This is a genomic window from Paraburkholderia sp. BL9I2N2 (assembly GCF_004339745.1).
Lineage (GTDB): Bacteria > Pseudomonadota > Gammaproteobacteria > Burkholderiales > Burkholderiaceae > Paraburkholderia.
The window spans coordinates 146,101-165,139 of record NZ_SMGP01000002.1; the positions used below are offsets into that span (position 1 = coordinate 146,101).

Genomic DNA, 19,039 nt, shown 5'->3' on the forward strand with positions numbered 1-19,039 from the left:
CTTAAGCGGTGTGCCATTCTTCCATATGCGGGTCGGCGAAAGCGCGCAGGCTTTCCAGTGTCATGGCCACCGCGGCGCGATTGACGTTCTCGGCGTGCCAGTAGACCGAGACCGACCCGAACCCTTCGAGTTCGATAGGCAGAATACGAAGGGCGTTTAACTGCTCGAATCGGAGCGCGGCCCGATGCGATGCGACGCCTACCAGCTCTGTGTTGTTCAGCAATGTCAGGTTGAGAATCGAGGAATTCGATTCCACGCAATGATCTGGCAGCGTGCGTCCTTCGGCCGTCAGCGCTGCTTCCAGTGCCGTTCGCACCGGCGTGCCCTGTGGCCAGACGATCCATGAAAAACCAAGCACGTCTTCCCACGTGAGCGTCGACTTGCGGGTGAGCGGGTGCTGCGGTCCCGCGACGAAGTTGATCGGCTCCGTGTAAAGGGTCTGCGTCTGCAACTGCGGATCGTCGTACTGCTGGCCAGACCGGCCGACGACGATATCCAGCTCGCCGCGCGCCAGCTGCGGCATCAGCTGGTTCATCGTGCTCTCGACGAGTCGCACCTGCGCGCGAGGCATGCGCTCCAGAAGCCGGGAGACGGCGAGGGGCACTGTATCGGCCGCGGATACGCCCGACGTTCCGATGCTCACGAGGCCGCTGCCGCCTTCACGCATTGCCTGCATGTCGTCGCGCGCAACGTCGAGGCGCGCTTCGATGCGGCGCGCGTGTTCGATCAGTGCCTCGCCATACGACGTAGGCCGCAAGCCGCGCGCGTGCCGCTCGAATAGCGGCAGGCCGACATCCTCCTCCAGTTCCTTGAGCCATTTCGACAAGGCCGGCTGCGTCGTGTTGAGCGCCGCCGCCGACTGGCTCAGATTGCCTGTGCTCGCAAGGCTCAGCAGCACCTGCAGATGCCTCAGACGAAGACGGTAAGTCCAGTCCATCGCCTAATCCTCTCGTCAGATTCCCGTTGTGGTAGCGCAGATATACCCAAAACCATATGGGCTAGATGTTTTTGCCATTTTACCGAGTATAGCTTTGTCGCATATAAATAATGCGGAGGGTCGACAAGAGCGACGCGTGACCCGCGACGCGCCTGACCCACGAGACACCGAAAGGAGACGCGAATGACCAACAACGCTCCGGGCGCATCGCGCGCGGCCTATTACGAGCAAATCGCGCGGCAGCGCATGTCGCCGCTGTGGGAATCGCTGCACAACCTCGTGCCGAAGACGCCGCAACCGAAAGCCCAGCCCGCGATCTGGAAGTACGCGCAAGTGCGCGACCTCGTGATGCAGGCCGGTTCCGTGATCAGCGCCGAAGAGGCCGTGCGTCGCGTGCTGGTGCTCGAAAACCCCGGCCTGCCCGGCAAGTCGAGCATGACGCCGAACCTGTACGCCGGATTGCAGTTGATCCTGCCGGGCGAAATCGCGCCGAGCCATCGGCATACGCAATCGGCGCTGCGCTTTATCGTCGAAGGCAAGGGCGCGTGGACAGCCGTCAACGGCGAACGCACGACCATGCATCTGGGCGACTTCATCATCACGCCGTCGTGGACGTGGCACGACCACGGCAATCCGTCTGTGGAAGACGGCGGCGAACCCGTCGTTTGGCTCGACGGCCTGGACATTCCGCTCGTCGCGCAGATGGACGCGGGTTTCGCCGAGAACTATCCCGAGGCGACGCAGCCCGTGTCGCGCCCGGAAGGTGACAGCTTTGCGCGCTTCGGCCACAACATGGCGCCCGTGCGGCATCGCGTGACCGATCCCACCTCGCCGATTTTCAGCTACCCGTATGAGCGCAGCCGCGAAGCGCTCGACGCGCTGTTGCGCAACGGCGAACTCGACGAATGGGATGGCGTGAAGCTGCGCTACGTGAATCCGGCGACGGGCGGCTGGCCGATGCCGACCATCGCGACCTTCATGCAATACCTGCCTGCGGGCTTCAAAGGTCGTACATATCGCAGCACCGATGCAACCGTGTACTGCGTCGTCGAAGGCAAGGGCGCCGTGAAGATCGGCAATGACGAATTCACCTTCGAGCCTCACGACGTGTTCGTCGCGCCGTCGTGGGCGCCCGTGCAATTGTCGGCGGCCGCGGAAAGCGTGCTGTTCAGCTATTCGGATCGTCCGGTGCTCGCCGCGCTGAATCTGCTACGCGAAGAGCGCAGCTAACCGTTGGCATTTTCTTACGCGCGCCGCCGGCGCGGCGCGTGCTCAATCCTCTTCTCCGAGTCGAATTCATCATGGCTTTTGTATTTCCTCCCGAAGCTCCGATCGCCGTTCCCGTCGCTGGCAGCGATGCTCAATTCGCGGTACGTCGCGTCTATTGCGTGGGCCGCAATTACGCGGCGCACGCACGTGAAATGGGCTTCGATCCCGATCGTGAGCCGCCGTTTTTCTTCTGCAAGCCCGCCGATGCCGTCGTGCCCGTTGCTGATGGCGAGACGCTAGAACTCGCGTATCCGTCGCAGACGCAGAACTACCACTACGAGGCCGAACTCGTCGCGGTGATCGGCAAGGGTGGCTCGGATATCGCCGTCGAACAGGCGCTCGATCACGTATGGGGCTACGCGGTTGGCCTCGACATGACGCGCCGCGACCTGCAGATGAAGATGCGCGAGATGGGCCGTCCGTGGGAAATCGGCAAGGCCTTCGACCGTTCGGCGCCGATCGGCCCGATTCATCCCGCCAGTGCGGTCGGCCACTTTGAAAGTGGCGGCCTGTGGCTGACGGTCAACGGCGAGACAAAGCAGAAGAGCGATGTGTCGCATCTGATCTGGTCGGTGGCCGAAACCGTTGCGGACCTGTCTAAGTACTTCCGCCTTGAACCGGGCGATGTGATTTTCACGGGCACGCCGGAAGGCGTCGGCTCGGTGAAGACGGGCGACACGATGAAAGTAGGCGTCGAGCGTCTGGGCGAAGTGACGGTACGCGTGGGCTGATACACGTAATCTGCATTGGACGTAGATCTACTCGTGCAACTCCATAGTTTCTTCAACAGCTCGACCTCGTACCGTGTGCGCATTGCACTCGCGCTCAAAGGTCTCGCGTACGACACGTTGCCCGTGAATATCCGCATCGGCGAACATCGCGCGGCGGACTACGTGGCGAACGTGAATCCGTCGGCGTCGGTGCCGGCGCTCGTCGACGGCGATTTCAAACTCGGCCAGTCACTCGCGATCATCGACTATCTCGACCGGACGCATCCCGAGCCGCGCCTGATTCCGCTCGAACCGGTGGCGCGTGCGCGCGTGCTCGAATTCGCGTCACTGATTTCGTGCGACATTCATCCGGTCAACAACCTGCGCGTGCTGCGCTATCTGGAAACGGAACTCAAGGTGACGCCACAGCAGAAGACCGCGTGGTATCGACACTGGATTGCTGAAGGGATGGCCGGTGCCGAGCGCATGCTTGAACGCAGCAATGAAGGCCCTTGGTGCTTCGGCGCGCAGCCGACGCTCGCTGACGTGTCCCTCGTGCCGCAGATCGCCAACGCGCTGCGCATGGACTGCGATCTGAGCGCCTATCCGCGCTGCCTCGCTGTGTATGAACACGCGTCGAAACACCCGGCATTCGCTGCTGCGCAGCCGCAGCGCCAGCCGGATTACATTGCTTGATGGCGGGGCAATCATGGGGAGACAGTCATGAGTGAGACAGACAAAGGGCGCCGCGTGCTCGTGATCGGCGGCGGAATTGGCGGCCTGGCCGCTGCGCTGGTGCTGGCGCGTCAGGGCATTCGCGTGCAACTGCTCGAGCAGGCTCCGGAAATCCAGGAGATAGGCGCGGGCATCCAGCTGGCCGCGAACGCGTTCAATGCGCTCGATGCGCTGGGTGTCGGCGAGGCGGCGCGTGGCCGGGCCGTGTTCACCGACTATCTGAGCCTGATGGACGCGCTCGACGCGAAGGAAATCGTGCGCGTCGACGTCGGCGCGCCGTATCGCGAGCGCTTCGGCAATCCGTATGCGGTGATTCATCGCGCGGACATCCATCTGTCGATTCTCGAAGCCGTGAAGGATCATCCGCTGATCCAGTTCCGCACGAACACGCAAGTCTGCACGCTCGATCAGGATGCAGACGGTGTGACCGTCACCGATCAGCATGGCGAGCGCTACAGCGCGGACGCGGTGATTGGTTGTGACGGCGTGAAGTCAGCGATACGCAAGGCATTGATCGGCGACGAGCATCGCGTGACGGGACATGTCGTGTATCGCGCAGTCGTCGATGCCGGGAACATGCCCACGGATCTGCAAATCAATGCGCCTGTCGTGTGGGCGGGTCCGCATTGTCACCTTGTGCACTATCCGCTACGCGGCGGCCGGCAGTACAACCTCGTCGTCACGTTCCATAGCCGCGAAAAGGAGGAATGGGGCGTGCGCGAAGGCAGCAAGCAGGAAGTGCTGTCGTACTTCGAGGGCATCCATCCGCTGCCGCACCAGATGCTGGACCGGCCGACTTCCTGGAAGCGCTGGGCCACGGCGGACCGCGATCCCGTGGAACGCTGGAGCGACGGGCGCGCCACCGTGCTCGGCGACGCCGCGCACCCGATGACCCAGTACCTCGCCCAAGGCGCCTGCCAGGCGCTTGAAGACGCGGTCACGCTCGGAGCGGCCGTTGCCGCGACTGACGGCGATTTCGAAGCCGCGTTCAAGCTGTACGAGACCGCACGTATTCCGCGCACGGCACGCGTGCTGTACTCGGCGCGCGAAATGGGCCGCATCTATCACGCGAAGGGTGTCGAGCGTCTGGTGCGTAACTCGCTTTGGGTCGGCCGCACGCAGGAGCAGTTCTATGACGCGTTGGCGTGGTTGCATGGCTGGCGCGCGGAAGATTGCCTGAAGGGCGTCCTCTGAGGATAAGGATAGCTGTGCGCCAAGATCGAGGTCTGCGGAAAAGACACGATCGGTTCTGTGTTCGAATACCAAAAGTGATGAGACCGCTATTTTGATTGTGTGCGCCGATGCAACGGTGAATTGGCAAAATTGGTACTTACCCTAAGTTCTTCTCCCTCTTAGACTGTTTTTCAGCCGTGGCAGAAAACCCGTGTGGTCCTGCCACCAACCAATCTAAGAGGTACGAAGTCATGAAGTCGTTCACCAAGGCTGTTCTCGTTGCGGCGCTTGCCGTTGTCCCTCTTGCATCGTTCGCACAGTCAAGTCCGTCGCTGACCCGTGCGCAAGTGCGTGCCCAGTTGGAACAGCTCGAGAAAGCGGGTTACAACCCGCGCGATTGGGTTCATTACCCGGAAAATATCCAGGCTGCTGAAGCGAAAGTCGCGGCGCAAAACACCGCAGTGCAAGGTGCGGTATCCGGGTATGGTGGTGATGTGGATGGGACGTCTCGCTCGGGGCGAGCAGACGGACTCTGATAGGAAGCTGTATCGGGACTGAGGCGGCGCAACCTCAGTTCCGGAATTCCGCGGTTCGTGGCGGCGCGGTCCCTGGCTGAGCCCGGCAAGTGCGTTAGTCCACATACCGTGAGCGGCCCCTCGGCACGCGGCCTAGTACGGACCCACGAGTCCGAGGTCCCGTGCGCGTGCAACGGCTTGAGCTCGCTTATCGACGCCGAGTTTCATGAAGATACTCTTCATATGAGATTTGACGGTTTCAGCGCCAATTCCAAGCGTATTTGCGATTTCCTTGTTCGACTGTCCTCTCGCAATCAAGTCGACGATTTCGCGCTCCCTTGAACTCAGTGATCCGCGCTCCGTGTCGCGCTGACGGTTGCCACCGGGCTGATAGAGTGTCCGCCAGCCATGGAGCAGATGATTGGCGTAGGCGATCGTCTCGTTCGTTTGCGCCGTATTCTGCGCGTCGTCGCAAACGGCGTGCAGCAAGTCGCCGATGTCCGGGCCCACATCGAGAATGGATTGGTACACCCCTGCGGGCGCGGCGATCTTCAGGACTTCGCTAAAGACCTCGATCGCACGGGCGCGTTCGTTCGCTGCCAGCCAGACGAGCGCAAGCATGGTTCGCAAACGTATCGCGAGGAAATCTCCATGTCGTCGTTCCGCGCTCTGCAGCGCGGTGTTCAACAGCGCAGTGGCCTCTTCGGTCCGGTGCTGAGCCGCGGCGACAGAGGCCGCCCCAAGTGCACGATAATCCTCGATCTCGAGCGAGATGGAGCGTGAAGAATGGGAATGGGAGCGCGCCACCTGATCGAGTTGGGCGACGCACACAGCCGCCTCGACCGTCCTGCCTTCCACAAGATAGAGCCGTATGCGTTCGACCAGGGCGGCGGCGGTCATGCGTTCCCATCCACGTGCGCAAGCCAACGCCTGCGCGCGATCCAGCAACGCATACGCCTGCCTCATGTCCGAACGCGCGACTGCGATTCGGATGAGGACGCGATAGGCGATCAACACGCTATCTAGCAAGACCGCCACGTCGATAACGGGCATCAGTCCTGCAACCAGCGTTTCAGCCTCGTCCAGTCGGCCGTGTTCGTACCAGATCTGTCCGATCATCGGTGCGCATAGTGCTACCGAGATCGAATCGGGACCGGCTTCGCGTTCGGCCAGCTTCATCGATTCCGTGAAATACCGTTCTGCAAGCTCGAAGTGCAACTGTTGCATCTCCGCGTGTCCCAGCAGGCACAGCCGGTAGACGGAAGAATAGAGGTTGCGTTGATTTTCTTCGATTGAATAGGACATCCACGGCGTGGCGTAAAGCGCTTCGAGGTTGCCGGCCTTCCAGTGTGCGAAGCGCACGACGTTGGATGCCACATTGGTCGTCCAGATATTGGCGGACGGTCGTTCGAGGCATGGCTCAGCGATAGCGAGCGCCGCTTCAGGATCGTCCTTCAGTGCCGCGACGACCGAACGGATCGCCTGGCATTCCCACCGGATGCCTTCGGGCTCGGCGCCGGTCTGGGACGGGATATCACGTTCGACCGTATCCAGCATCGCGAGCGCCTCGTCGAAACGCAACGCGAGCGCCATTCCCCAGGCGATCGCCAGCGTAACCCTCACCTGTGCACCGGCCAGACCCACGGGGAAGCGGCGCTGCAAACCGAGCAGCGTGAGCAGATCGCCTTTCTTGACGAGTGCCATCGCGCACTGTTCCATGAGACGGATCGCGTTATCCGTGGTGCCCGCGGCGATCGCATGTTTGACTGCCTCCGTCCACAGCTCCTCGCCGCCATACCACCCGGACGCGCGGCAATGCAATTCCGCCACCTCGTCGGCGTGCTGTGCGTCGAGCTTCGCCCGCAGGTACTCGCCCATCAGATGGTGATAGCGGAACCATTTTCCGTCGCAGTCGAGCGCTTGCAACAGCATCTGCCCCTCGGCGATGTCGTCCAGCATGCGCTGGCTCGTGCGCAGGCCCGTTACCGCCTCGCAGAGCGGCGCGCTCAATCGATCGAGTATCGACGTGCGCAGCATGAACCCAACTATTTCGGCCGGCAGCCGCTCGAACATGTGTTCGATATAGGCGGCGAACGGCCGCGATGCGCCAGACGGCGCACCAGGCTCCTTAACGCCTTGGCATTCCTTGCGCGAGAGCATGGACATCGAGATGCGCAGCGCCGCAGCCCAGCCCTCTGTGCTCGCAAAAAGCGTCTCGATGCGGGAAGCGTTCAGCACGCCGGGCAATGCGTGTTCGACGAAGCGCTTCGTTTCGTCGAAGTCGAAACGTAACGCCGACGCATCGATTTCCAGCAGATCGTCGCCTGCTCTCATCCTCGCGAGCGGCAGCGATGGTTCTGTGCGACAGCAGAGAACCACATGCACATTCTGCGGCGCCTTTTCAATAAAGAACGACATCGCATCGTGCACTGCTGGACGGGTGACCAGGTGATAGTCGTCCAGAAACAGGACGACCTCGTCGTCGACTTCGACAAGCTCGTTGATCAGCGTGGAAACGACGGCGTGCAGAGGGACGAATGCGGCGTCGGCAGTCAGGCTGATCGCCGCCGCGCCGACATTGCCGCAGGCATGCCACAACGCATGCGCCAGGTAATTGACGAAGTGTGCGGGTTCGTCGTCCTCGGCGTCGAGCGACAACCAGGCCACCCGCGCACCGTTCGCGCGCAGCCGGTCGAGCCAGATGAGCGCCAGCGAAGTCTTGCCGAATCCGGCGGGCGCTTTGATCACGGTGAGACGTTTGCTCGCGGCGCGCTCAGCCAGACCGACGAGTTGCGGACGAACGATCAGATCCACGGGCAAACGCGGCGGAACGACCTTCGTTGCAAGGAAAAGATGCGGCCCGATCGTGGACGTTTCTCCAACCACACGCATTTTTCAGTCACATTGTTTTGGGGTGGCCGTGCTTGCCGCCATCCCCCATCTATTGAAGCGTATCCCCCGGGTTGGGGGATGGCGGGCATCTCCCCTGTATGGGGGATGGTGGGCCGCGCCGCGCCAGGAGATCATGCGTCCACCGGGTTGGGATCGAAGCGTGCCCCCTGGAGAAGGCAGCGCGCTTGTGGATCACTGCCGGGCGGCTCACTGGCGCTTCGCCGGGAACGACTCGTTTTTTGCCACATGATACGCCGCCTCGAATCGCATTGCAGAGTACCAGGCGGGAACCGGTCGGCGCGCAGCCGTCAACATCGCTGCGCCAGCGCTCCTTGTCAGTCGAAATCGCGCGCCTGCTACTGATAGATATATAGCCGTGTTAGCCAAAGTTCCAAAGATCAGCAATCACTTGCGGGAAAAAACCGTGTCCATCGCAGCCGATCTGACGCTTGTGGTCGAACGCACGCTTGCGATACTGACCCAGTTCGATGGATACAAATTGCTCGCGCCGGCAGCGAAACGGGACGTTCACGAATCCGTCGCGCTGTCAGCCAAAGTATGGTTCGAGACGCTGTTGTCGGGCGAACCTCCATCGGCACAGGACATGGACGCTTTCCGGGAAATCAGCCAAAGACGTGAGCATCAGCGCGTGCCGCTGCAGAGCCTCCTTCAGGCGCTGCGCCTCGGGTTGCGAGAAACCTGGAGCACGTACATCGCGCTGGGCGAGTTGGACGAGCGCATTGCCAAAGAACTTCTGGCCGACGTCTCGCTGTATCTGCTCGATCATTTCGATTTCATTGCGCAGATCATTGTCCGGGCCTATCTGGCTGAACATTATCGGCAACCGCGGTGGGCGGAATTGGCCATCGCAATCGAGGAGGGCGCGCGCCGATCCGAAAGTGTACGGCACCATCTCGTCGCGCTCCTCGAGCAGTTATCGGATGAGCCGGACCTGCTATCGAGGCTCGAAGTCGGCCACGCTCGAGAGCAACGCGGTACTGAAGCGGCCGGCGCGCAGGTGATGAAGTTCTTCGGCCTCGACGTCGATATCGATGACGGCGCGGAACTGTCGAAGGCCTTGCACGATGCGCAGGAGCAACTCGCGCAGGCGTCGAGGCTCGCGGCCGTCGCCGAGCTGTCCGCCTCCATCGCTCACGAACTCAATCAGCCGCTCCAGGCCATCGTGGCACATGGGCGCGCATGCGTGCGATGGCTCGCCGCGACGCCGCCCAGGATCGACGAAGCCAAATATTCGGCCGAGCAGTTGCTCCGCGACGCGAATTCCGCAGCGGACGTGGTCAGCCGCATTCGGGCGCTCTTCAGGCACACGGCTCCACAGAAGGTCGAACTCGATATCAACAAGCTGATTCTTCAGGTATGCACGCTGATGGCCGACGACATCCAGCGCAGCGCGGTTTCGCTCGAGACAATATTGGGCGAAGACGTGTCGAAGATCAGCGCGGACGCGGTGCAGATCCAGCAGGTGATCGTGAACCTCGTGCGCAACGCGATCGAAGCGCTAGCGGCAACGGAGGAACGGCCGAGGCTGCTAGTGATCCGCTCGCGTCGCGATGCGGACAACGTGGTGGTCGACGTGGAGGATCATGGTTCGGGACAGGTGGACTTCAAGAAGATCTTCGAGCCGTTCTTCACCACGAAGGAAACAGGAATGGGCATGGGGCTGGCAATCTGCCGGTCCATCATCGAGGCACACGCGGGCCGGATCTGGGCCGTGCGCAATGTGTCCCGCGGCGTAACCTTCAGTTTCAGTCTTCCGATAGAGCGTTCGAACGCGACAGCACGTTGACGAGGGCTGGCGGTATCGCCGGTCGGCTCGTCAGGTAAGCCTTTCCACCTGGGCATTCATTGACCAGCGCCCGCATTTGCGCAGCCAGACCGTGCGGGGATGGTTCAGGCACACGTCAACGCAAGGACGTGTGCAGACCATTCGTGACAGACCTTGTGGGCCATTTCGCAACGGGTGCCGAGCCTACAACTTCATTTTGGGCGCTGCCATTACATATTCATGTGATGCACAACACAGCCGTCCGTGGTCTCATGTGACGTTTCCGATGGCAATGGTTTTTTTGTCGGCACGACCGCGCGATACGGACATTCAGCGGGATTATCGTGGCCCGGCTGTGCCGAAGTTAGGAGGGACTTTCACCTAACCACCGAGGGGTTCCATGGAATCCGCAAGCGAATTGGTCTACGTGGTCGACGACGAAAAACGGGTGCGGGAAGCACTCTCCGCACTGCTGCGCGCAAACGGAAGAAACGTTCAGGCATTCAGCTCCGGTGGAGAGTTTCTGGACACGCCGCGTCAAAAAAATGTCGTTGCATGTCTGATCCTGGACATGCGCATGCCAGACATGAATGGCCTGGAAGTCCAGAAGCTGGTACGCACGGACTCGCGAATTCCTGTCATTTTCATTACGGGAAGAGGCGATGTGCCGTCCGCGGTCCTGGCCATGAAGGGCGGGGCAGTTGATTTCCTCACCAAGCCCGTCAATGAAGACGCATTGATGGGCGCGGTCGATGCGGCTCTCGCGAGAGCATACGTGCTTCGCAAGGAGGCGGAGGACGCGACGACACTCTGGGCTCTCTATCAATCGCTGACGCCTCGCGAGCAGGAGATTTTGCCGTTACTCGCAAGCGGTCTGCTCAACAAGCAGGCGGCAGCAATTCTTGGCATCACCGAATACACCGTGCAGGTACATCGCGGCCACATCATGAGAAAAATGCAGGCGGATTCATTTGCTACTCTCGTCAGGCAGGCCAGCAAACTGCAACTCGAAGCATCGCTGACAACCACGTCCGATGTCTGAGGTCGATTAATTCTTCGTGAGAAGCGATGAGCGGAGAAAAAAATGCCCACGCCTCCGGTTCGGACCGTCGCCATAATTGATGACGACCGGCGCGTTTTGACGTCTCTTGCGAACCTGCTTGCGTCTGGCGGGTATGGAGTACGAGTCTACGAATCGCCACTGGATTTCTTTTCCGATGGTTACTCCGGTCTGGTATGCGTTATCACGGACTTGGGAATGCGGCCCATTGACGGTATTCAAGTACTCGAAAGAACGGTTCATTCGAACGCGCTTACACCCGTCATCATCATCACCGGGAACTCGAGCGGGCATACGGAAGACTGCTATCTGCAAAGAGGCGCCTTGGGTTTCTTCAGAAAGCCTGTTGACGGCGACGCGTTGCTGGACCTGCTGGATAGTATCGTTTGAGCGGTTGGCCCTGAAACAGACAGTCACGCTTCACGGCAGCGACGTGACGGACTGAACCCGATTACGTCCTGCACGTTTTGCGTCGTAAAGCGCGGCATCCGCTGCGTGAACGAGTGCGCTGGGCGTGCCCAGTGTGTTTGGGTCGATCGTCGTCGCGCACCCGGCGCTGATGGTGATCTGACCGGCGGGTATCGGCGCTGTCAATCGTAAGTCCATGACTGCGAGCCTGGCCTGCTCGGCAATCGCCGATGCCTCGCTCAATCCCGTGTCGGGTAGCACGAGCGCGAACTCTTCACCGCCGTAACGGGCGACGAAATCGCCTGGCCGGCGCGCGGTTCCTGCCAGCGCGCCCGCAATCACCCTAAGGCAGGCATCGCCACGAAGATGACCAAAAGCGTCGTTGTAGTCTTTGAAATTGTCGACATCGACCATGACGAGCGAGAGCGGCTGACGGTTGCGCGTCGCATGCTCGAATTCCCTGCGAAACTGGTCGTCAAAATAGCTGCGGTTATAAACGCGGGTCAGTGCGTCGCGTATGGAGGTATGCAACAGAGTCGTGTGCGCCTCGGACAGTTTGCGATAGAGAACAGTGACTTCCCAGACCAGGACGCAGACCAGGACGCCGGGAGCCAGCATGCTGAAGGCCCGTGCGACGTACCAGCCGAGCGTGAACTGAACGATGCTCAGCAGATTCAGGGTAGCGTCCACGAACGACGCCAGCAGGGCGATGGTGATCCACAGATCGAGCACCGTGCGCAGTCGCCCTTTTATCAAAACGACGACAATGGCCAGAACGTCAAGCGAGCAGATAACGACCGCGGTTCGGCCGCCTGAGAGCACGCCCGTTTCGGGCGCCATATGAAAAGGCGCCGACAGATCCGCATAAACAGCGAGGACGCCTAGCGCGGCGGCAAGCGCGGTTGGAACACCGATCAGCGCCCAGGTCCAGAAGTCGATATGAGGCAGTTCGATCGACTTGCCCGGAAAGCGGTCGCGAATGAGCGCTGCCACGATGACGAGCAGCGGGAATCCCGCATGCCAGAAAACCCACATCCACGCCGCACTGTAAGCGCCGGCACCGAACAGGCCAGTGCGCGTGAAAATGCCAGGGAACATCAGCAGTTGCAAAGCGACGGTGATCGCCGTGAATGCGTATGCGCCGCCGAGCGCGCCGATCATCGGTTGTTGCGTTACGGCAAAGCGGGCGCCGAGAAGGAACGCGGCGATTCCCGACATGGTGAACACCGTGAGCGCGCACATCGGCATGAAGGAAGTGATTGCCGGCAACGTCTGGTGCGCGCGCGGACCCGCGATCACGAAGGTGAGCAGAACAAGCGACGCAAATGTACCCGCGAAAACGGCCTGTTTGCGTGTCGCCGGCCCGATAAGCAAGCTGTCCATTCTGACCCGTTTGGTTGATGTTCTATCTTCTGGGTGTATCGGCGTCGCTAACCATCCAATCTGTATGTGTGCTGGACGGTAGAGTGCGGAGTGCGCTGCTGACGGAACATATTGTCCTACATATCCGCTCCGACGAAAGGCTTTCAGCTTATTCAGTGCGGGCTCGCACTCATCACAACCCGAGCAGAACGCGCCCGGTTCATCCGCTTTGCATCGATGCCCGATAGCCAAACGTCGCGGGCTTCGCCGCGCAATGGGCACAACACTGGCTCGAGGGCGGCAGCATGTCAGGAAACAACAGTGGCTCGAGGGCGGCAGCATGTCAGGAAACAACGCGGCTTGTCCGCCGCAGGACGCGGCGCTGATCGGATTGCTCGCGCGTTACATGAGCGGCGCGGCGAGCAACGGACCGCTGACCATGTGGGTGCCGCAAATCACCTGGCAGGCGGGCACCAATCCGTCCGTGTTCGCTATCAGCGGCTATCGTGCGTTTCCATTCGGCGACGGTGCGAAGTGGAACGCCGCGAGCGTGACAGCGTTCACCAGCTTGCTGGCGGCGGGCGCGCATTTCGTCGCCGTCAGTGCGAAGGACGATCTGCCGGCGGGCGTTGCCATGAGCGCTTTCGATCAGTTCTTCACTTCGGCTGGCCTGCCGACGCGGCACGACATGGGCAACTCGCACTATGCGAGCGTCACCAATATCACCGGCACGTACTATCTGGATGTCAGCGGCAGCTTTGCGCCGGAAAACTGTGGGTTGATCCTGGCGTTTCTCGCCGGACGCACGGTCAACGATCCGTACGCCAGCGCAGGCAGCTACAACACGTTTATCCAGCTCGAAGGATGGCAGGCGGGTTCGCAACGCCATAACATCGACTACGACACGTACAAGCAGACCCTGTGGAATATTTCGACATTCGGTGCGTGTCCGTACAGCGAGAAGCGTGCGACGACGATTTTTCTGGCGCCTTCAGGCTGGACGCCACAGCTCTATCAGACGACTTGCATGATGCCTTACGTCGGCGCGTATGCGGTTTCGCAGGGCACCCCGCAGGCGTGGCTGAACACCGCAGTCGTGCGGATTCCTGCTGATGCGCCAGTACTTCCCTCGCGGTACATAACCGGTTAGCAGAGGTTGTGAGGCTCTCTGAAATGGGTCGATTGTCTGGACCAACTCGCCGCAACCCGACCTCTCGCGTGACGAGGTCGCAGTGACGGCTGCGTCAAGGTGAGCGTATCCGGCTGACTGTGGCGACGAGCCCTAAGGTGCCTCAGTCTTCAATGGGCACGTTGTAGAGCGTCTCGCAAGCGGGGCAGAGCATCGGCTGGATCGCGGGTTGCGCGGCGAGCAGGGTTAGCGCATGGTCTTCTCCGCGCAGGTAGCAGACCGGGCACGGGAAACCCTCATGAGATTTCAACTGGTGCCAGCGATCGATGAAGCGCGCGATTTCCGCCGGCGATGCGTCGATCGATTCGAGATGGTCGAGCAGTACATGGAATAGGGGCGCGTTCTGCATTGATGTTCTCGTGGCGTCTGCGGTGAGACTAACTCGAAACGGGGTTTGAATCCTGGCGCTGATTCGGTTTTTTTCGAGCAGCGGCGCGTGAACTTGCGCGTCGCCTGTCGTGGCTCGCCTCGGCGCAAACCGACCGGATAATTGACGCGAAGGCTCGCGCGGCCGGGGAACGACTTTCCTCGGTCCGCCACATCAGGCCCGGCGCGCGCGTCGGCGTGGGGCTCTCGACCGGAATCATTCGCACGTCTTCACGCCTCGTTGCATGTTCAGAAACGATTGCCGCAATGTCCGTCGAGCTTACCAGTTCCATCATCGGTGCAATGGCGTTCATTTCGGCAACGACAACGGGCGTAGCGTTCGCCATGCGGAAGCATTCGTCAAGAAGTGCACGTGTTGCGAACGAGCGGGGCAAAAGCACGATCTTCTGCAGATGCAGTTCGGACATTCGAACAAAGCGTCGTTTAGAGAACGGATGAGTCAGGCCGACGGCCAGCATCATCTCTTCTGTGTACAACGCCTCGAATCGCAGGCCGGAGGCATTCTGCGGTTTGTAAGTCACGCCGATGTCGAGACCGCCGCGCGCGAGCGATTCTGCGATGTCGTCACCCGACATTTCCATCACTTCGACGCGCACGGAGGGGTGACGCGCTACGAAGACCGATATGCATCGCGGAATGATGCGCATATTGAAGGTGTGCGTCGTGCCAATTCGCACCACGCCGCTCATCTCTTCAGCGGCCATTCGAACGGACCACAGGCCTTCGTCGACTTCGCGAAGGGCGTTGCGCGCTCTTTCAAGGAACGCCTCGCCTGTCTGGGTCATCGTCACCTTTCGACTTTCCCGCTCGAAGAGGCGGCTGCCCAGTTCGTCTTCGAGCTGTTTTATCTGATGGGAGAGGGTGGATTGCGTGACATGCACCTTCTCGGCCGCTAGCGTGAAATTCAGCTGTTCGGCGAGCGCGACGAAGTAGCGGAGATGGCGGAGTTCCATATGGGCCGGCGAAAGAGGTTGTCCTGCACGCTCATCTATCGATGGCATCGATTATGAGCTAGTGAAAAATACCATTTCTGTCGATGCTTGGCCAGTCGTAAACTGCTCCACATTGAAGCGATGAAAGGAGACTTCGTCGCGAGCGGACACCGACAAAACGGACATCAAGATGAAAATCGGCAAGGAAACGATTCCCCGGACTGCGATCTCGACATCCAACTCTCAAACGATTGTCGTGCGCGGGCGCGACCTTTCGGAAGAACTCATTGGAAAGATTTCGTTCACCGACTACTTCTTCCTGCTGGTCACCGGCCGGCTCCCGTCATCGCCGGCGTCCGCTGTGTTAAATGCGACGCTCGTAGCCATCGCGGAGCATGGCCTCGTGCCCAGCGTGCAGGCAAGCCGTATGACGCTCGCCGCAGCGCCCGATGCGCTGCAGGGCGCCGTTGCCGCAGGCGTTCTGGGTTGCGGCTCCGTCATCCTCGGTGCTTCGGAGGCTTGTGGCCGGCTGCTGGATGAGGTGCGTCGGCGCGCCGAAGAGAGTGGCGGCATTCCGCGCGCGGCGTCCGCGGTGGTGAGTGAGTATCGGGCTGCAGGGCGAACCATACCGGGATACGGTCATCCCCTGCATAAGGCACGTGACCCGCGTGTCGCGGCCCTCTTCAAGGTTGCGCAACAGGCAGGCGCCAATCTCGAGTATGTCCGCATCGCCGAGGCCATTGAGGCAGTGATCCCCGAGGTGGTCGGCAAGTCGCTCATGTTGAACGTCTCCGCGGCTATCCCCGCTGTCCTGCTCGGTGTCGGTTTTCCGCTGGAAGCGCTCAAAGGCGTGCCCATTCTCGCCAGGACCGCCGGGCTCATCGGGCACCTCACTGAGGAACTGTCGCGGTCAATAGGCTTTGCGCTCTCTTACCAGGCGACCAACGGACTCGTTTACGACGGCGACGCGCCGGACGGTTTCGTCCCGGGTATTTAAAGGCGGTCTACGTCCAGGTCAGTCATCGCGTACGCAACGCACATAGCAAACTCGGAGCAGTGAATGGCAAAAGTTCTCGGAGGTCTTCGTGTCCTCGAGCAAGGAACGTTCATTACAGGGCCTGCGGCAGGCATGCTGCTTGGCGACCTGGGCGCGGACGTCGTCAAGATCGAGCACCCTGAAAACGGAGACCCGTTTCGTGCGTTCAAGGGTGGCTTGTATAGCCCTCACTACCAGACATATAACCGGAACAAGCGCAGCGTAACGCTGAACACAAAAAATGACAGCGACCTCGCTCTGTTCGACGAACTGATTCGCGAGTCGGATGTATATATCCAGAACTTCCGGCCGGGCGCGGCGGAGCGTCTCAATGCCGGGTATGAACGCCTGCGTGAGATTAACCCGCGGCTCATCTACTGCGCGATCAGCGGGTTTGGACAGACCGGACCGGCAGCGGGAAGACCGGCCTATGATTCGGTCGCCCAGGCCGCCAGCGGTTTTCTCGGTCTGCTCATCAATCCGGCAAATCCGCGAGTAGTGGGACCCGCAATTGCGGATTCGCTCACCGGCTTCTACGCGACTTATGGCATTCTCGGCGCGCTCCATGAGCGCAGCCACACCGGCGTTGGCCGCAAGGTCGAAGTCTCCATGCTCGAGGCGATGTCGCACTTCAACCTCGACGCATTTACGCATTTTTATGCGGCGGGCGAGGTGATGGGCCCATACAGCCGACCGAGCGTCTCCCAGTCATATGTGATGGAGTGCGCCGATGGAAAATGGCTGGCACTTCACATGTCGTCACCCGAGAAGTTCTGGGCAGGGCTTACCAATGCAATAGAGAGGCCAGGATTACTCGAAGATCCGCGTTTTTCAAACCGGGCTGGCCGGATCGCGCATCAGGAAGAACTGATCAAAGTGCTCGGCTCGATTTTCATCTCACGCACCCGTGAAGAATGGTGCCGGCGCCTCGAGGTTAATGATGTCCCCCACGCGCCGATGTACGACGCAAGCGAGGCATTGGAAGACCCGCAGGCGAAACACCTCGAGTTGCTTGTAGAAACCGAGCATCCGGTGATGGGGCGGTTCCGGACAGTGCGCTCGCCAGTGACTTTTGATGATGAGCGGCCGTTGGACGTCGTTGCGCCTCCAACCCTTGGCGAGCACAACGACGAGATTCTGTCTCCGGTGCGTGAGAGGCTTGAGAAGCGGGCCCGCTCCGCGAAGAAGATGCAGCAAAGTCTGTAGCTGCGGATGTTCCTCCATTGAGGACAATGGATACGTTGTTTGAATACGCGCACAAATACTATTAATTGGAGACACGTCAATGAAAATGCCCCAGGGAACGCTTGCGGAGGAGCGGGTGGCCGGCATGCCGTCATCCGTCGACGCCGCTGCGACGGCGCCTGCGGATGTCGAGCGCACATTCGGCCGCATAGCGAAGCGAATCATCCCGTTTCTCTTTCTTTGCTATGTCCTCAACTATATCGATCGGGTCAACATCAGTTTTGCCCATCTCCAGTTCAAGACCGACATCGGGCTGACTGAAGCTGCATATGGCCTTGGTGTCGGGGTCTTCTATATCGGCTATGTGCTGTTCGAAGTGCCGAGCAACCTGCTTCTGCGCCGCATTGGACCTCGGCGAACCATCGCCCGAATCATGGTGTTGTGGGGCCTGGTATCCATTTCCATGATGCTCGTGCGTAATCCCACGCAGTTCTATGTGGCCCGCATTGCCCTGGGTGTTGCCGAGGCAGGCTTTTTCCCGGGAATCATCTATTACCTGACAACCTGGTTTCCGAACCGGTATCGTGCACGGGTGCTTTCCGCCTTTGTCCTTGGGATCGCGGTCGCGGGTATCACTGGCGGCCCGGTCTCGGGCTGGATTCTGAGCAACGCGGAAGGGTGGCAGGCGCTGCATGCGTGGCAGTGGCTGTTCCTTCTGGAGGGCATCCCGCCGGTGCTGGTTGGGGTGTGCGCCTTGTGGTATCTGCCAGATAGCCCGGAGTCGACGAAATGGCTATCGGCGCATGAAAAGGCCATCGTTGTCCGCGAACTGGAAGCCGTGCCGGGTTCGACATCCCATCAGATTTCGCACTTCGGGGCGGCCCTCAGGAACTGGCGAGTGTACGTTTGTGCCTTCGGATACTTCACCATCACCTGGGCCGGAAGTGTCCTCAACTTCTGGGCGCCGTCCGTGATCCGCCAGGCGGGCGTAGCCAATCCCTTCCATATTGGCCTGTTGTCCGCCGTTCCGTATTTCATCGGTGCAATCGGCATGCTGGCAGTGAGCCGGCATTCGGATGCCCGCGACGAGCGTCGCCTGCACTTTGCCTGTTGTGCTCTGGTGTCGGCCTTGGGCGCGGTGCTTCTTGGCGCGGCGCATTCGTCGTTCGGCCCTGCCATCGCCGGACTGGCGCTTGTGGCCATCGGGTATCTGACGTGTACCGCCATCTTCTGGACGATTCCGGCTACGTTCCTGTCGGGCACGGCGTCAGCCGGTTCAATCGCGCTGATATCGAGCATTGGTCAACTGGGCAGCCTCACCGCTCCGACCGCGATTGGCTCGCTGACGGCGGTCACCCATTCGATAAGCGCCGGTTCGTATCTCGCGGCGTTCGTCCTGACGTGCGGCGCAACAGTGATCGCGGTGGCGATGCGCAATGGCGTAGCGAAATAAAAGAAGGTTC

At 60.7% G+C, this 19,039-nt stretch carries 17 protein-coding genes; 12 read left to right on the forward strand and 5 right to left on the reverse strand.

What is annotated here, in order from left to right:
- Window position 1: 1 nt before the first annotated feature.
- Window positions 2–937 (reverse strand): LysR substrate-binding domain-containing protein, encoded by a 936-nt coding sequence (locus tag B0G74_RS22625; protein WP_132377122.1) that lies wholly within the window; start codon window positions 935–937, stop codon window positions 2–4.
- 183 nt (window positions 938–1,120) lie between these two features.
- Between B0G74_RS22625 and gtdA the strand changes: the two genes are divergently transcribed.
- The 5 genes from gtdA (at window position 1,121) to B0G74_RS22650 (ending at window position 5,360) form a co-directional block, all read left to right on the forward strand.
- A complete protein-coding gene (gene gtdA / locus B0G74_RS22630; protein ID WP_132377123.1) occupies window positions 1,121–2,167 on the forward strand; it encodes a gentisate 1,2-dioxygenase in 1,047 nt (348 codons plus the stop codon).
- Window positions 2,168–2,238: 71 nt separating this feature from the next.
- The gene (locus tag B0G74_RS22635; RefSeq protein ID WP_132377124.1) at window positions 2,239–2,937 is read left to right on the forward strand and encodes a fumarylacetoacetate hydrolase family protein; all 699 of its coding nucleotides are present in this window, start codon (window positions 2,239–2,241) and stop codon (window positions 2,935–2,937) included.
- Between the two features lie 33 nt (window positions 2,938–2,970).
- The gene (gene maiA / locus B0G74_RS22640) at window positions 2,971–3,612 is read left to right on the forward strand and encodes a maleylacetoacetate isomerase (RefSeq protein ID WP_132379286.1); all 642 of its coding nucleotides are present in this window, start codon (window positions 2,971–2,973) and stop codon (window positions 3,610–3,612) included.
- Between the two features lie 27 nt (window positions 3,613–3,639).
- Window positions 3,640–4,845, forward strand: coding sequence for a 3-hydroxybenzoate 6-monooxygenase (locus tag B0G74_RS22645; protein WP_132377125.1), 1,206 nt, complete (start codon window positions 3,640–3,642; stop codon window positions 4,843–4,845).
- Window positions 4,846–5,075: 230 nt separating this feature from the next.
- Window positions 5,076–5,360 carry a DUF4148 domain-containing protein gene (locus tag B0G74_RS22650; protein ID WP_132377126.1) on the forward strand — a complete coding sequence of 95 codons (285 nt, stop codon included), beginning with the start codon at window positions 5,076–5,078 and terminating at the stop codon, window positions 5,358–5,360.
- A gap of 132 nt (window positions 5,361–5,492) precedes the next feature.
- Here B0G74_RS22650 and B0G74_RS22655 read toward each other — a convergent pair whose 3' ends face one another.
- Entirely contained in the window at window positions 5,493–8,153 is a 2,661-nt protein-coding gene (locus tag B0G74_RS22655; RefSeq protein WP_243658284.1) for a LuxR C-terminal-related transcriptional regulator, read from the reverse strand.
- A 502-nt stretch (window positions 8,154–8,655) separates the two neighbouring features.
- Between B0G74_RS22655 and B0G74_RS22660 the strand changes: the two genes are divergently transcribed.
- The 3 genes from B0G74_RS22660 (at window position 8,656) to B0G74_RS22670 (ending at window position 11,467) form a co-directional block, all read left to right on the forward strand.
- Window positions 8,656–10,038, forward strand: coding sequence for an ATP-binding protein (locus tag B0G74_RS22660; RefSeq protein WP_243658285.1), 1,383 nt, complete (start codon window positions 8,656–8,658; stop codon window positions 10,036–10,038).
- Between the two features lie 379 nt (window positions 10,039–10,417).
- Window positions 10,418–11,059: a response regulator gene (locus B0G74_RS22665; RefSeq protein ID WP_132377129.1), complete on the forward strand. Its 642-nt coding sequence runs from the start codon at window positions 10,418–10,420 to the stop codon at window positions 11,057–11,059.
- A gap of 42 nt (window positions 11,060–11,101) precedes the next feature.
- Window positions 11,102–11,467 carry a response regulator gene (locus tag B0G74_RS22670; RefSeq protein WP_132377130.1) on the forward strand — a complete coding sequence of 122 codons (366 nt, stop codon included), beginning with the start codon at window positions 11,102–11,104 and terminating at the stop codon, window positions 11,465–11,467.
- Between the two features lie 30 nt (window positions 11,468–11,497).
- Here B0G74_RS22670 and B0G74_RS22675 read toward each other — a convergent pair whose 3' ends face one another.
- Complete coding sequence (locus tag B0G74_RS22675) at window positions 11,498–12,868, reverse strand: sensor domain-containing diguanylate cyclase (protein WP_132379288.1); 1,371 nt, start codon at window positions 12,866–12,868, stop codon at window positions 11,498–11,500.
- Between the two features lie 319 nt (window positions 12,869–13,187).
- Here B0G74_RS22675 and B0G74_RS22680 point away from each other — a divergent pair, with 319 nt between their 5' ends.
- Window positions 13,188–13,997: a hypothetical protein gene (locus B0G74_RS22680; protein WP_132377131.1), complete on the forward strand. Its 810-nt coding sequence runs from the start codon at window positions 13,188–13,190 to the stop codon at window positions 13,995–13,997.
- Window positions 13,998–14,139: 142 nt separating this feature from the next.
- Here B0G74_RS22680 and B0G74_RS22685 read toward each other — a convergent pair whose 3' ends face one another.
- Window positions 14,140–14,385, reverse strand: a complete 246-nt coding sequence (locus B0G74_RS22685) for a hypothetical protein (protein WP_132377132.1) — start codon at window positions 14,383–14,385, stop codon at window positions 14,140–14,142.
- A gap of 28 nt (window positions 14,386–14,413) precedes the next feature.
- Complete coding sequence (locus B0G74_RS22690) at window positions 14,414–15,376, reverse strand: LysR substrate-binding domain-containing protein (RefSeq protein ID WP_132377133.1); 963 nt, start codon at window positions 15,374–15,376, stop codon at window positions 14,414–14,416.
- Between the two features lie 169 nt (window positions 15,377–15,545).
- Between B0G74_RS22690 and B0G74_RS22695 the strand changes: the two genes are divergently transcribed.
- The 3 genes from B0G74_RS22695 (at window position 15,546) to B0G74_RS22705 (ending at window position 19,029) form a co-directional block, all read left to right on the forward strand.
- Window positions 15,546–16,352 carry a citryl-CoA lyase gene (locus tag B0G74_RS22695; RefSeq protein WP_132377134.1) on the forward strand — a complete coding sequence of 269 codons (807 nt, stop codon included), beginning with the start codon at window positions 15,546–15,548 and terminating at the stop codon, window positions 16,350–16,352.
- Window positions 16,353–16,415: 63 nt separating this feature from the next.
- Window positions 16,416–17,597, forward strand: a complete 1,182-nt coding sequence (locus tag B0G74_RS22700) for a CaiB/BaiF CoA-transferase family protein (RefSeq protein ID WP_132377135.1) — start codon at window positions 16,416–16,418, stop codon at window positions 17,595–17,597.
- Between the two features lie 79 nt (window positions 17,598–17,676).
- Complete coding sequence (locus tag B0G74_RS22705; RefSeq protein ID WP_132377136.1) at window positions 17,677–19,029, forward strand: MFS transporter; 1,353 nt, start codon at window positions 17,677–17,679, stop codon at window positions 19,027–19,029.
- Window positions 19,030–19,039 lie beyond the last annotated feature (10 nt).

Bases quoted from the DNA above. Each gene is read 5' to 3' on its own strand.
- B0G74_RS22625 (WP_132377122.1), bottom strand. From the start codon at position 937: ATGGACTGGACTTACCGTCTTCGTCTGAGGCATCTGCAGGTGCTGCTG.
- gtdA (WP_132377123.1), top strand. From the start codon at position 1,121: ATGACCAACAACGCTCCGGGCGCATCGCGCGCGGCCTATTACGAGCAA.
- B0G74_RS22635 (WP_132377124.1), top strand. From the start codon at position 2,239: ATGGCTTTTGTATTTCCTCCCGAAGCTCCGATCGCCGTTCCCGTCGCT.
- B0G74_RS22645 (WP_132377125.1), top strand. From the start codon at position 3,640: ATGAGTGAGACAGACAAAGGGCGCCGCGTGCTCGTGATCGGCGGCGGA.
- B0G74_RS22650 (WP_132377126.1), top strand. From the start codon at position 5,076: ATGAAGTCGTTCACCAAGGCTGTTCTCGTTGCGGCGCTTGCCGTTGTC.
- B0G74_RS22665 (WP_132377129.1), top strand. From the start codon at position 10,418: ATGGAATCCGCAAGCGAATTGGTCTACGTGGTCGACGACGAAAAACGG.
- B0G74_RS22670 (WP_132377130.1), top strand. From the start codon at position 11,102: ATGCCCACGCCTCCGGTTCGGACCGTCGCCATAATTGATGACGACCGG.
- B0G74_RS22675 (WP_132379288.1), bottom strand. From the start codon at position 12,868: ATGGACAGCTTGCTTATCGGGCCGGCGACACGCAAACAGGCCGTTTTC.
- B0G74_RS22680 (WP_132377131.1), top strand. From the start codon at position 13,188: ATGTCAGGAAACAACGCGGCTTGTCCGCCGCAGGACGCGGCGCTGATC.
- B0G74_RS22685 (WP_132377132.1), bottom strand. From the start codon at position 14,385: ATGCAGAACGCGCCCCTATTCCATGTACTGCTCGACCATCTCGAATCG.
- B0G74_RS22690 (WP_132377133.1), bottom strand. From the start codon at position 15,376: ATGGAACTCCGCCATCTCCGCTACTTCGTCGCGCTCGCCGAACAGCTG.
- B0G74_RS22695 (WP_132377134.1), top strand. From the start codon at position 15,546: ATGAAAATCGGCAAGGAAACGATTCCCCGGACTGCGATCTCGACATCC.
- B0G74_RS22700 (WP_132377135.1), top strand. From the start codon at position 16,416: ATGGCAAAAGTTCTCGGAGGTCTTCGTGTCCTCGAGCAAGGAACGTTC.
- B0G74_RS22705 (WP_132377136.1), top strand. From the start codon at position 17,677: ATGAAAATGCCCCAGGGAACGCTTGCGGAGGAGCGGGTGGCCGGCATG.